Consider the following 14,426-nt stretch of genomic DNA (forward strand, 5'->3'; position numbering starts at 1 on the left):
CGTCTACCCAGGCCGCAGCGGCTATAAAATCCCTGACAATCAACAGTACTACTATACCACCGGCCCGTTCGGCGCATGAGCGGTAGCCGCCCCGGTTTATACTCGTGCGCACTCACGACAGGAGCCGGCCGGCGGGCAGTTATGGCGGATATTATCCCGCATTCCGGCCGTGGCCCCAGGGCATGATAATTTAGTACAATAAGTTGGTCAAAAGGTGCATTCTGGCCTTTCTAACTGCTTGTAATTTGCTTCCTGTACAGAAGTTACAAGTCGTTCATGCCCACGCTCCTCAAACGTTTGTTGTTCGCCGGCCTGCTGGCCGCCGCCCCGGCCCCGCTGGTGCTGGCCCAAACGGCCCCCGCCGAATCGAAAGAAGCGGCTTACACCCGCACCATCACCGAGCGCGCCGACAAGATTGTAGCCAAAATCGAGGGGCTGAAGCCGGGCAAAACCACCAAGGTGCGCGACATCATCGTGGCCCAGTACCGCACGCTGAACGACATCCACGAGGCCCGCAAAACCCGCTTGGCAGCCCTGAAAGCCCAAAACCCCGACGAGGCCACCAAAAAAGCCGAAACGGAGAAGATTGAAGCCGAAACCACGGCCGCCCTCGACAAGCAGCACCCGAAGTTTCTGGCCCAGCTGGGCCGCCACCTCTCGGCCCCGCAAGTGGACCAGGTGAAGGACGGGCTGACCTACGGCGTGCTGCCCATCACGGTGCGCGCCTACAACGACATGCTGCCCAACCTGACGGCCGAGCAGAAGGCCCAGATTCTGGCCTGGCTAACCGAGGCCCGCGAAAAGGCCATGGACGCGGGCAATTCCGAGCAGAAGCACGCCTGGTTTGGCAAGTACAAAGGACGCATCAACAATTATCTGTCGGCCGCGGGCATCGACATGAAGCAGGCCGGCAAAGACTGGCAGGCCCGCCGCACGGCGGCCGAGGCCCAGGGCGGCAAGTAAGCAGCAGATTCCTAGCATTCCCACACACCAACCTCATATGAAAAACCTTTTACCCACGCTTCCCGCTGCCGGCGCTCCGCGCCTGGCCGGGGCCCTGCTCAGCGGCTTGTTGGTAAGCGCCGGCGCGGCCACGGCGGCCACGCCCGGCACGCCCACCCCCCCGCCCGCGTCGGCCGACGCGCAGATTAACGTGAACGTGACCGGCACGGTGCGCGACGCCAAGGGCGGCGTGATTCCCGGCGCCAGCGTGGTGCTGAAAGGCACGACCACCGGCACCTCCACCGACGCGGAGGGCGTCTTCCGCATCAACCTGCCCACCGGCAACGAGACGCTGGTCATCAGCTCCGTCGGCTTCAAGAAGCAGGAAGTAGTGGTCGGCGGGCGTACCACCGTGGACGTGACGCTGCAGGATGAGATGTCGGCGCTGGATGAGGTAGTGGTGGTGGGCTACGGCACGCAGACGAAAATCAGCCTGACCGGCTCGGTGGCCCCGGTGGACATGCAGAAGGTGCAGGATCTGCCCGTCGGCTCGCTCTCGACGGCCATTCAGGGCCAGCTGCCCGGCGTGGGCGTATCGGGCGGCAACGGCCGCCCCGGCGACCCGGGCCAGATTACCATCCGCAACCCCCAGCTGCTCTCCAAGGACGGCGGCACGCTGCGCCCCCTGTTCGTCATCGACAACGTGGTGCGCACCGAGGAGGACTTTAACCTGCTCGACGCCTCGGAAGTAGAAGCCATTTCGGTGCTGAAGGACGCGGCCGCGGCCATCTACGGGGCCCGCTCCAGCCAGGGCGTGGTGGTGGTGACGACCAAGCGCGGCAAGGCCGGCGCGCCGAAATTCAACTACAACACCTCGCTGGGCTACACCGACGCCGTGCGCCTGCCCGACATGATGACGGGCCTGCAGCACGCCACGTACCTGAACGACATGAACCAGGAGGGCGGTAAACTGCCCACCGACCCGGTGATGTACACGCCCGACGAGCTGGAGCACTTCGCCAACAACAACTACAACTGGCTGAAGGAGGCCTGGAAACCCTCGCTGCTGATGCGCCACGCCCTGAACGTGAGCGGCGGCACCGACAAGGCCACCTACTTCGCCGGCATCAGCTACACCGGCCAGGACGCGAACTTCGAGAACATCAAGTCGAACAAGTGGACCTTCCGCGCCAGCGCCGACGTGACGGTGGCCCGGGGCCTGAAAGCCGGCCTCTCGCTCAGCGGTGACCTGTCGCAGAAGCGGATGTACTACCTCAAGCAGGGGGGTGAAAACCCCGAAAACGACATGAAGTCGCTGCTATACTCGCCGCAGTTCAGCCAGCCCTACGTGAACGGGCTGCCGGTGCTGCTGAACCCCGTCAGCAACCCCAGCAACGACTTCGGCGCCTTCCACTTCTTCGAGGTGCAGCGCTCCAACAACTACACCGCCACCCGCGGCACGGGCCTGAACCTGACGGCCAACGTGGACTACGAGGTGCCTTTCCTGAAGGGCCTGAAGCTGCGCGGCCTGTTCGGCAAGACGATGGATAACACCTTCGGCAAGCAGTACGGGACCAAGTACAACGTGTACCAGTTCTCGATGCTGGGCCAGAACAAGCACATCTACGGCGGCGACGTGCAGAAAATCGTGACGCTGAACAACGGGGACCGGGTGCGCATCAACCCCGGCTTCTACGACAGCTACCAGCTGAACGGCTACCTGACCTTCGACCGGGACTTCGGCAAGCACCACGTTTCGGCCATTGCCTTCTACGAGCAGTCGGAAGTGCACCGCGACGAAGTAGCGGCCATGGCCGAAGGCGTCATCATCGGGGGCCTGGACAACATGCGCTACGCCACGGGCGCGCAGACGGCCAACGAAACGGAGTCGGAAAACGGGCTGGTGTCCATGGCCGGCCGCCTGAACTACGCCTACGACAACAAGTACCTGCTGGAGTTTGCCATCCGCCGCGACGGGTCGACCAACTTCGCGCCGGGCCTGCGCTGGGGCACCTTCCCCTCGCTGTCGGTGGGCTGGGTGATGTCGGAGGAAGGCTTCTTCCGCGACAACGTCCACTTCGTCAACCTGCTGAAAATCCGCGCTTCGGGGGCCCGCATGGGCAACGACGCCACCAAGGCCTACCAGTGGCTGACCAGCTACAACATCCAGACGGGCAAGGCGCCCGTGTTCGGCGGCAACACCGACCGCGGCCTGGTCATCAACCCGGCCACCGCCATGGCCAACCCCCTGGTGCAGTGGGACGACGTGAACAAGTTCAACGGGGGCCTGGACATGGCTTTCCTGGAAAACCGTCTCTCGTTTACGGCCGACGCCTACTACAACCACCACTACAACATGCTCACCAATCTGACCAGCGGGGTGCCGCTGCTGATTGGGGCCACGGTGCCGTCGGAAAACTTCTCCACCGTCAACGCCTTCGGCTACGAACTCTCGGTGGGCTACAACGGCCGCGTCGGCAACGACCTGAGCTACAAAATCAACTCCTTCTTCACCTGGTACGACAACAAGAACATCAAGGTGGACGTGGAGAAGGGCAAGATTGGCACCTACCAGGACCCCACCGGCCGCTCCAGCGACATGGGCGTGCTGGGCTACAAGTACCTGGGGATGATCCGTACGCAGGCTGATCTGGATGCCTGGATAGCGGCTACCGGCTACACCCCCACGAACGGGCGCGGCACCATCTTCGGGGCGCAGCCGAAGCTGGGGATGCTGACCTACGAGGACGTGCGCGGCCCCAAGAACCCGCTCACGAACGAGTACGCCGGTCCGGACGGCAAAATCACCGAGGAAGACCTGCAGTACCTCACCAAGAAGGCCAGCAACCACTACTCCGTGGGCCTGAACCCCTCGATTTCGTGGAAGGGCCTGAACGTGTCGGTAACCATGGGCGCCTCCTTCGGCGGGCAGGACGTGATTGAGTCGACGGCCCGCTCGCAGGCCACGGCTACGGCCAACCGCCCGGCCTTCTGGGCCGACCACTGGACGCGCGAAAACCCGGACGCGAAGTACCCGAGCCCCTTCTACAAGGACAACTACAACGTGACCTCGGACTTCTGGTTCCGCAGCTCGTTTACGGCCGGCATGCGCAACGCCAACGTGTCGTACACCTTCCCGACCACGCTGACCAGCAAGGCCGGCATCGGCAGCCTGCGGGTGTACTTCGTGGCCCTGAACCCGGTGAACTTCTACAACCCCTACGACTTCAAAGTCTACTCGGGCGCTTACGACGCCTACCCCACGCTGCGCTCCATGTCGCTGGGCTTGAACATTGGCCTGTAATTCCCCGTCCCACCCATGAAACGTACCTATTTCACCGCGCTGGCCCTCGGGGCGGCCCTGTTCACCACGCTGACCGGCTGCGAAGACGCGCTGGATAAAACCAACCTGGGCTCGATGAGCGAGGACCTGGTTTTCAACGACTCGACCCTGGCTCAGCTCAACGTCGACTTCATCTACGACCAGAACCTGCCGAACTGGGGCGGGCAAACGACCATTGGCCTGGGCAACGTGAACCCCAGCACCCTGTCGGAGGAAACCAGCGGCGACACCAAGTACTTCGAGGGCACGCTGACCACCAACGACGTGCAGGACTTCGGCACGGCGCTGAACGCCAGCAACAACTACGGCAAGATCCGGAACATCAACATGTTCCTGGCCGGCATGCGCAAGGGCAGCGTGGCGCAGCGCTCCAAGAACCGCCTGATGGCGCAGGCTTACTTCTTCCGGGCCTTCCGCTACTTCGACCTAGTGCGCATCTACGGCGGGGTACCGCTGGTGCTGACGCCGCTGGAGGCCGTGGGCGTGGAGGCCCGCGAAAAGGCTTACCTGCCGCGCAACACCACCACCGAGACGTTTGCCCAGATTGTGAGCGACCTGGACTCGGCCGCCATGTTCCTACCCGGCAAGTGGGCCTCCACCAACGACTGGGGCCGCATCACCCGCGGGGCCGCCGCGGCCATGAAGGCCCGCGTGCTGCTCTACCAGGCCAGCCCGCAGTTTAACCTCAGCGACGACGCCAGCCGGTGGCAGGCGGCCTACGCGGCCAGCGTAGATGCCAAGAACAAGCTCTCGGCCGCCGGCTTCGCCCTGCACGCTTCCTACGACCAGCTGTGGTTTCAGGAAGTAAACAACCCGGAGGCCGTGTTCCTCACCGGCTTCAACACCGCTACCGGCGACCAGAGCAAGCGCAACAACAGCTACGACAACTCCACCCGCCCCCGCTACACCGGCACCGGCGGCGGCTCGAACCAGCCCACCTGGGATTTGGTGAAAGCCTACCCCATGCTGGACGGCAAGAAGCCCACCGAAGCCGGCCGCTACACGTTTAACACCCAGCTGTTCTACAAGAACCGCGACCCGCGCTTCGCCAAGACCATTGCCTACAACGGGGCTACCTGGCCGCTGAACGGCAACACCTCGTACAAAATCTGGACGTACTTCCAGACCAACGGTACCACCAGCACCGAGCAAACGGCCAGCAACACCGGCTTCTACACCCGCAAGGCCATCAATCCCACCGTAGCGGCCGGCGACGCGCAGTTCTCGGGCACCGACTGGATTGAAATCCGCTACGCCGAGGTGCTGCTGAACCTGGCCGAAGCCGCCGCCGGCGTGAACAACCTCACCGAGGCCTACACCCAGCTGAAGGCCATCCGCCAGCGCGCCGGCATCGAGCCCGGGGCCGACGGCAACTACGGCCTGCAGGTGGGCATGAACCGCCAGCAGATGTTCGACGCCATCCTCTACGAGCGGCAGATTGAGTTTGCCTTCGAGGGTAAGCGTTTCTGGGACCTGCGCCGCTGGCGCAAAATCGAAAGCACGCTTAATGGCAAGCGCCGCAAGGGCCTGATCATCAAGCTGACCGCCGCCGCACCCAGCAACTTTGCCACCACCCGCGACGGGGTAGATCTGGACCTGGCTTACAACACCTACTTCACCTTCCAGGAAAAAGACCTGGAGCCCTCGCGCTACACCAACGGCATCAACTGGAAGCCGGAGTACTACTTCTTCCCCATCCCGCAGTCGGCCATCGACAACAACCCGCAGCTCCAGCAGAACAACGGGGTGTGGGGCGGCACGTTCAACCCGCTGCAGTAAGCGGGTAGCCGGCTGGCCCGTTGCCAACCGCCCGCTTACTTCTTCCAACAAAACGCGGCTCCGGCCGGGTGGGCTCAGGAGAGCTGCCCGAGGCCGGAGCCGCAGCTTTGTGGGGTAGCCGGAGCCCAGCGCCCGGCCGCTCCCACTAACGACCGACTACCCATGAACACTCTGGTTTGCCGCGAGCCGGGCCAGCTGGCCTACGAGCACCGCCCCGCCCCCACTGCCGCGCCCGGCCACGCCCTGCTGCGCATCCGCCGCATCGGCATCTGCGGCACCGATCTGCACGCCTACGAGGGCACGCAGCCCTTCTTCAATTACCCTCGGGTACTGGGCCACGAGCTGGCCGGCGAGCTGGTCGACGCCGGCGGGGCCGAGGGCTTCCGGCCCGGCGAGGCCGTCACGTTTATCCCCTACTTCAGCTGCGGCCACTGCGTGGCCTGCCGCAACGGCCTGCCCAACTGCTGCACCCAGATCAACGTGTGCGGCGTGCACGTGGACGGGGGCATGACCGAGCTGATGGCCGTGCCCGCCAGTACGCTGGTGCACGGGCAGGGCCTGAGCTACGACGAGCTGGCCCTGGTGGAGCCGCTGGCCATCGGGGCCCACGGGGTGCGGCGCGCGGCGGTGCGGCCGGGCGAGTTTGTGCTGGTGGTGGGCGCCGGGCCCATCGGGCTGGGCGTGATGGAGTTTGCCCGCATTGCCGGCGGCCGCGTTATTGCCCTCGACCTGAACCAGCAGCGCCTTGATTTCTGCCGGGAGCGGCTGGGCGTGGAGCACGTCATCAACGCCGCTTCGGCCGACGTGGCCGAGCAGCTACGGCAGATAACCGGCGGCGACATGCCCACGGTGGTCATCGACGCGACGGGCAGCCTGCGGGCCATCAACGGGGCTTTTCCGTACCTGGCCCACGGCGGGCGGTTCGTGCTGGTGGGCCTGCAGAAGGGCGACATCAGCTTCGCGCACCCGGAGTTCCACAAGCGCGAGGCCACGCTGATGAGCAGCCGCAACGCCACCCGCGAGGACTTCGAGCACGTCATCCGCTCGATGAAAGCCGGGCTGGTGCAGCCGACCACCTACATTACGCACCGCGTGGCCTTTGGCGACGTGCAGCAGCAGTTTGCCGGCTGGCTCGACCCGGCTACGGGCGTTATCAAGGCCATGGTGGAGCTGAGCTGACGGTGCAGGGGCCATTTCCCGCAGAGGTTCGCTGAGGTTCCGCGGAGGTGCGCAGAGGCGGCTGGTTGTAGGAAGCTTGCATGTGGCCGGCAGTGCGGCCACGGGCCCGGTCCCGGCCACCACGCGGCGGCTCGGGCTGATTAAAGCTTTTTCATCGGATTGGACGGAATCAGCCCTGGTAGAACGCCCGCTGGCCGGGGCCGCAGGACCGTGCTAACATCCTACAACAACTTGCCAAACGGCGCCAACGGGTGGGAATCGGGGCGGTTACTTTTGTAAAGGCTCCAACTCCGCCGACGCGGCAAACGCGGCCCGGCGCCGGCGCTTCGCCCCCAACGCCCCTCCCACCCGCCTGCTCATGCCCCGTTTTCGCCCGCTTGTTGCCGCTTTGCGCCCGCTGCCTTTGCTAGCCGGGGCCCTGCTGGGCGGGCCGACAACGGCCTGGGCCGGCGCCCCCACAGCCGGCAACCTGCGCTGCGGCTACCGGCTCAGCCCGCTGGGCGTGCAGCAAGCCGCCCCGAACCTGAGCTGGGAGCTGACGGCCGACCACCGCAACGCCCGCCAGAGCGCCTACCGCGTGCTGGTGGCCGACGACGAGCAGTTGCTGCGCCGCAACGTGGGCAACGTGTGGGACTCGCAGAAACAGGCTTCGGCCGCTTCCATCCAAGTGCCCTACGCCGGCCCGGCTTTGCAGGCCACCAAGACCTACTACTGGAAGGTGATGGTGTGGGACGAGCGGCAGCAAGCCTCGGCCTGGAGCCCGGCTGCCCGCTGGCAGATGGGTCTGCTCACGGCCGCCGACTGGCGCGGCGCCCAGTGGATTGCCTACGACCAGCTGCCCGCCGAGCACGTCACGGTGCTGCCCGTCGACGGCAAAAAGGACATGTACCAGGGCAGCAACGTGCTGCCGCTGCTGCGCAAGGATTTCCGGGTAGCCAAGAAGCTGCGCCGGGCCACGGCCTACGTGTGCGGGCTGGGGCAGTTTGAGCTGCGCCTGAACGGGCAGAAAGTCGGGGACCATTTCCTCGACCCGGCCTGGACCAAGTACGACCGGCACGCCCAGTACGTGAGCTTCGACGTGACCGAGCAGCTGCGCAAGGGCGACAACGCGGTGGGCGTCATGCTCGGCAACGGCTTTTACTACGTGCCGCCGGTGAAGGGCCGCTACCGCAAGCTCAAAACCGCCTTCGGCTACCCCAAGCTGCTGTGCCGCTTCGTGCTCGACTACACCGACGGCACGCAGGAAAACGTGGTTAGCGACGCCTCGTGGCAGACCACGGCCGGCCCGGTAACGTTCAGCAGCATCTACGGCGGCGAGGACTACGACGCGCGTAAGGAACAGCCCGGCTGGGACGCCCCGCGCTTCCGCCCCGCGCAACCGTGGAAACCCGTGCTGCTGGTGGACGGCCCCGCCCGGCTCGACGCCGAGCAGGCCGAGCCACTGAAGGTGCACGAGACGTTTCAGCCCAAGCAAATCAGCCAGCCCCAGCCGGGCCGGTTCGTGTACGACTTCGGGCAGAACGCCTCCGGCATCGTGGAGCTGCGGGTGCAGGGCCGCGCGGGCGACACCGTGCGCCTGGCGCCGGCCGAGCTGCTGGGCCCGGATAAGCTGGTGAGCCAGAAAAACAGCGGCCGGCCCTACTACTTCACCTACGTGCTGCGCGGCGCGGGCGTGGAAACCTGGCGCCCGCGCTTCAGCTACTACGGCTTCCGCTACGTGCAGCTCGACGGCGGCGTGCCCGCGGGGGAAGCCAATGCAAAAAGCCGCCCGACGGTGCTGGGCCTCACCATGCTGCACACCCGCAACGCGGCGCCGCCGGTGGGCACGTTCAGCTCGTCGAGCCCGCTGCTGAACCAGACCAACACGCTTATCGACTGGGCCGTGAAGAGCAACATGGCCAGCGTATTTACCGACTGCCCCCACCGCGAAAAGCTGGGCTGGCAGGAGCAGAATCACCTGATGGGGGCCTCCATCCGCTACGGCTACGACATTGCCGCCCTCTGCCGCAAGGTTATTCGGGATTTGCAGGTGTCGCAGCTGGAGAATGGGCTCATCCCGGAAATTGCGCCCGAGTTCGTGAAGTTCGAGTGGGGCGGCGACATGTTCCGCGACTCGCCCGAGTGGGGCAGCAGCGCCATCCTGCTGCCCTGGTACGCCTACCAGTGGTACGGCGACCGGCAGGCGCTGGTGGAAAGCTACCCCATGATGCAGCGCTACGCGGCCTACCTCGCCACCAAAGCCAACGGCCACATCCTCACCCAAGGCCTCGGCGACTGGTACGACCTCGGCCCCAAGCCACCCGGCGTCTCCCAGCTCACGCCCATGGGCGTGACGGGCACCGCCATCTACTACTACGACCTGGTTACGCTCAGCGACATTGCCCGCCTGCTCGGCAAGGCCGACGACGCCGCGAAATACGCCCAGTTGGCCGCCGAGGTGCGCACCGCTTTCAACGCGAAGTTCTTCAACCCCACCACCAAGCAGTACGCCAGCGGCAGCCAGGCCGCCAACGCCGTGGCCGTGTACATGGGCCTGGTGGAACCGCAGCATAAGGCAGCCGTCATCGACAACCTGGTGCAGGACATCCGCCAGCGCAACAACGCGCTGACGGCCGGTGACATCGGCTACCGCTACGTGCTGCGGGTGCTCGAAGACGCGGGCCGCTCCGACGTCATCTACGCCATGAACAGCCGCGCCGACGTGCCCGGCTACGGCTACCAGCTGGCCCAGGGGGCCACCGCCCTCACCGAAAGCTGGGCCGCCCTGCCCACGGTATCGAACAACCACCTGATGCTGGGCCACCTGCAGGAATGGCTGTACGGCGGCCTGGCCGGCATCCGCCCCGCCGCCGGCTCGGTGGCTTTCAACCAGATTGACATCCGGCCCGAGCCGGTGGGCGACGTGACCTCGGCCCGGGCCACGCACCTGTCGCCCTACGGCCCAATTGGCAGCGAGTGGCAGAAGACGGCCGCCGGCTTTGAGCTGACGGCTACCATCCCGGTAGGCACCACGGCCACGGTGTACCTGCCGGCTTCCTCAGCCGCCACCATCACCGAATCGGGCCAGCCGCTAAGCCAGCACCCGGAGCTACGGCTGCTGGGCGTGGAGGGTGGCCGGGCGCGCATTGCGGTGGGCTCGGGCACTTACCGCTTCGCGGCCCAACCTCTGGAATAGAACGTCATGCTGAGCTTGTCGAAGCATCTCTACCGCTTCGTTGAGTTTACTATCTGACAAAGCGGTAGAGATGCTTCGACAAGCTCAGCATGACGCCCTTCATTACTTTTTCTGACGTCCGCATGAAACTCAAACTCGCCAGTCTGCTACTGCTGGGCCTGCTCGGCCAGCAGGCCCACGCCCAATCGGCCAAGCGCCGGGAGGTATCGGCCCAGGTGATGCAGCGGGTGTACGAGGAGGTGAAGACGCCCCACAAGTACGGCCTGGTGCTCGTCACCGACGACAACAAGAAGAAGATGGACTGCCCCAGCGTGTTCCGTAAGGGCAAGCAGTGGTACATGACCTACATCATCTACGACGGCCGGGGCTACGAAACCTGGCTGGCGCAGAGCAAGGACCTGCTGCACTGGGAAACCAAGGGCAAGCTCATGGCCTTCACCGACACCACCGACTGGGACACCAACCAGAAGGCCGGCTACGTGGCCCTGCAGGACTACAAGTGGGGCGGCTCCTACGCGTGGCAGCCCTACCAGGGCCGGTACTGGATGTCGTACTTCGGCGGCAAGTCGCGGGGCTACGAGAAGGGCCTGCTCTCCATCGGTATTGCCTCCACTGACAAAGACCCCAGTACGGTGCACCCCTGGCAGCGCCTGCCCCAGCCCGTGCTCCGCCCCGACGACAAGGACGTGCGCTGGTGGGAAAACCACACCATCTACAAAAGCTCCGTCATCTGGGATAAAAGCAAGCTTACCGGGCACCCCTTCGTGATGTACTACAACGCCAACGGCGACTCCGTGGATGCCAAGCGCGGGGCCGAGCGCATCGGCATGGCCGTGTCGGACGACATGGTGCACTGGTCGCGCTACTTGCGCAATCCGGTGCTGAACCACCACAAGGGCATCACCGGCGACGCCTACCTGCAGAAGGTCGACGGCATCGACAAGGACCTGTGGGTGATGTTCTACTTCGGCGCCTTCTACCCCGGCATCAAGGGCGCGGTGAACCGCTTCGCCTGCTCCTACGACCTGGTGAACTGGACCGACTGGACCGGGCAGAACCTCATCGAGCCCTCCGAGTCCTACGATGAGCTGTTTGCCCACAAGTCCTTCGTGGTGAAGCACAAGGGCGTGGTGTACCACTACTACTGCGCCGTGAACAAGCCCGACCAGCGCGGCATTGCCGTGGCCACGTCGAAGGATTTGGGCAAGAGCAAGGTGTCGTTCATCGCGCCGCCGGAAAAGAAGAAAAAGGAAGCCAAGGCATCCACGAACTAGAAAACTAAGGCTAGTTCCCCGCCTCAGCTGAGGAGGGGCCAGGGGTGGTTGGCCCGCTAGCAGAACGACAGCTAGCTCTTACCCTTTTTTAGCTCTAGTCTTTCAACCACCCCTAGCCCCTCCTTATCCAAGGAGGGGAACTAGCCCTAAATCTAGCAATAGCATCAGTCCTGCCAACCCACCCGCCATGCGCCAGCTTCTCCCCTTTCTGCTGCTCCTGCTGCTCAGCCTCGCCCGCCCCGCGGCGGCGGCCCAGCCACCGGGGCGCGGGGTGGAGAACTTCAACAAGGGCTGGAAATTCTACCTCGGCGACGAGGCCCAGGCCAAGGAAGCTGGTTTTAATGACGCCGGCTGGCGGCCGCTCACGCTGCCCCACGACTGGAGCATCGAGGGCCGGTTCGACGAGAAAAATCCCGCCAAGCCCGAGGGCGGCGGGCTGCCGACGGGCATTGGCTGGTACCGCAAGACGTTCACCGCCAAGGCCACCAAAAACCAGCGCGTCTACATCGAGTTTGACGGGGTGTACCAGCAGAGCGAGGTGTGGCTGAACGGGCAGCTGCTCGGCCGGCGGCCCAACGGCTACATTTCCTTCCGCTACGAGCTGACCCGGCACCTGCGCCCCAACGGGCAGCCCAACGTGCTGGCCGTGCGCGTCGACAACTCGGCCCAGCCCAACTCACGCTGGTACTCCGGTTCGGGCATCTACCGCAACGTACGGCTGGTAACGACTTCGGCCATTGCCGTGGACCACTGGGGCACTTTCGTCAGCACCATGCGGCTAGCGCCAGTAACCAAGGAATTGTCGCCCATCGGCATCGACATTCAAGTAAGCAACGCTTTCGACCGCTCGATACTTGGGAACATCGAAACCGTTATTCTGGACGCGCAAGGGCGAAAAGTGGCGCGGGACTTGAAGAGAGAAGTCAGTCTGTCCAGTGGCAACGCTAACTCATTCGGCCAGTTGCTTTACGTCAAGCAGCCGCAGCTGTGGTCGGTGCAGCGGCCGTATTTGTACCGGGCCCAAACCCGCATTATCGTCGGCGGCAAGGTTTGGGATGAGTACGAAACCACGTTCGGCATCCGCACCTTCGCCTTCGATGCGCAGACGGGCTTTTCGCTGAACGGGCAGCCCCTGAAGATTCTGGGCGTAAACCAGCACCACGATTTGGGGGCCTTGGGCGCGGCCTTCAACCTGCGGGCGGCCGAGCGGCAGCTGCAGTTGCTGCAGCAGATGGGTTGCAACGCCATCCGCATGTCGCACAACCCGCCCGCCCCGGAGCTGCTGGACCTGTGTGACCGGATGGGCTTCCTCGTCATGGACGAGGCCTTCGACATGTGGCAGAAGAAAAAGAACGGCAAGGACTACCACCAGGACTTTAAAGCCTGGCACCGCCGCGACCTGCAGGACATGGTGCGGCGCGACCGGAACCACCCCAGCATCATCGTCTGGAGCATCGGCAACGAAATCCGGGAGCAGTTCGACAGCACCGGCGTGCGGCTGACCAAAGAGCTGGTAGCCACCGTGAAGCAGCTGGACTCCACCCGGCCCGTGACTTCGGCGCTGACCGAGCAGGAGCCGGAGAAGAACTTCATCAGCCAGGCCGGCGTGCTCGACATCCTGAGCTTCAACTACAAGCACGAGGGCTACCCCAAGCTGCCCCAGAGCTTCCCCGGCAAACCCTTCCTGGCCACCGAAATTGCCGCGGCCTTCGAGACGCGCGGCCACTACGACTTGCCCTCCGACAGCGTGCGGGTGTGGCCCCTGGATGGCAAAACCAAGCTCACCACCGGCAACGCGGACTTCACCGCGTCGTCGTACGACAACGCCCGGCCCTACTGGGGCTCGACGCACGAGCCGGCCTGGCTGGCCGTCAAGCGCAGCCCGTTCATCGCCGGCACCTTCGTGTGGTCGGGCTTCGACTACCTCGGCGAGCCGCTGCCCTACCCCTGGCCGGCCCGCAGCTCCTATTTCGGCCTGATCGACCTGGCCGGCTTCCCGAAGGACGCCTACTACCTCTACCAGAGCGAGTGGACCGACAAGCCCGTGCTGCACCTGCTGCCGCACTGGAACTGGCGCGCGGGCCAGACCGTGGACGTGTGGGCCTACTACAGCCAGGCCGACGAAGTGGAGTTGCTGCTCAACGGCAAGTCGCTGGGCACGAAAAAGAAAAGCGCCGACCAGCTGCACGTGATGTGGCGGGTGCCCTACGCGCCCGGTACCCTGCAGGCCGTGTCGCGCAAAGCCGGCAAAACCGTGCTGACGCGCACCATCAAAACCGCCGGGGCACCCGCCCGCATCGAGCTGACGGCCGACCGCAGCGCCCTGCGCGCCGACGGCCTGGACCTCTCCTTCGTGACCGTGCGCGTGCTCGACGCCCAGGGCAACCTGGTGCCCGACGCGGCTAACCAAGTGAAGTTCGACCTCAGCGGCCCGGCCAGCATTGCCGGCGTCGACAACGGTTACCAGGCCAGCCTGGAGCCCTTCAAGGCCACGGAGCGCAAAGCCTACAACGGCCAGTGCCTGGCCATCGTGCAGACCTCGGAGCAGGCCGGTACCATCACGCTGAAGGCCTCGGCCGACGGTTTGCAGCCGGCCACCATCACCCTGAAAAGCGGCGCCAGCAGCTCCGCTTCCACCAAGAATAACCCGGCCACCTCGGTAGCTACGGGCAACTAAGTACCAGCATGAGTCAGCAGAACCACCCCACATCCAGCAGCCGCGAAAATCGTCTGG

At 64.9% G+C, this 14,426-nt stretch carries 7 protein-coding genes; all 7 read left to right on the forward strand.

Annotation, left to right across the window (positions count from 1 at the left end):
- Positions 1-276: 276 nt before the first annotated feature.
- The 7 genes from EJV47_RS07355 (at position 277) to galB (ending at position 14,369) form a co-directional block, all read left to right on the forward strand.
- Positions 277-963 carry a DUF3826 domain-containing protein gene (locus EJV47_RS07355; protein WP_126692500.1) on the forward strand — a complete coding sequence of 229 codons (687 nt, stop codon included), beginning with the start codon at positions 277-279 and terminating at the stop codon, positions 961-963.
- 37 nt (positions 964-1,000) lie between these two features.
- On the forward strand, positions 1,001-4,246 hold the full coding sequence (locus tag EJV47_RS07360; RefSeq protein WP_126692501.1) for a SusC/RagA family TonB-linked outer membrane protein: 3,246 nt from the start codon (positions 1,001-1,003) through the stop codon (positions 4,244-4,246).
- A 15-nt stretch (positions 4,247-4,261) separates the two neighbouring features.
- Entirely contained in the window at positions 4,262-6,064 is a 1,803-nt protein-coding gene (locus EJV47_RS07365; protein ID WP_126692502.1) for a RagB/SusD family nutrient uptake outer membrane protein, read from the forward strand.
- A gap of 162 nt (positions 6,065-6,226) precedes the next feature.
- Positions 6,227-7,243 (forward strand): zinc-binding alcohol dehydrogenase family protein, encoded by a 1,017-nt coding sequence (locus EJV47_RS07370; RefSeq protein ID WP_126692503.1) that lies wholly within the window; start codon positions 6,227-6,229, stop codon positions 7,241-7,243.
- A gap of 358 nt (positions 7,244-7,601) precedes the next feature.
- Entirely contained in the window at positions 7,602-10,418 is a 2,817-nt protein-coding gene (locus tag EJV47_RS07375; RefSeq protein ID WP_126692504.1) for a family 78 glycoside hydrolase catalytic domain, read from the forward strand.
- Between the two features lie 122 nt (positions 10,419-10,540).
- Complete coding sequence (locus tag EJV47_RS07380) at positions 10,541-11,692, forward strand: glycosylase (RefSeq protein ID WP_126692505.1); 1,152 nt, start codon at positions 10,541-10,543, stop codon at positions 11,690-11,692.
- A 187-nt stretch (positions 11,693-11,879) separates the two neighbouring features.
- Complete coding sequence (galB, locus tag EJV47_RS07385) at positions 11,880-14,369, forward strand: beta-galactosidase GalB (protein WP_126692506.1); 2,490 nt, start codon at positions 11,880-11,882, stop codon at positions 14,367-14,369.
- Positions 14,370-14,426 lie beyond the last annotated feature (57 nt).

The sequence above is a fragment of the Hymenobacter gummosus genome, from assembly GCF_003970915.1.
GTDB lineage: Bacteria > Bacteroidota > Bacteroidia > Cytophagales > Hymenobacteraceae > Solirubrum > Solirubrum gummosum.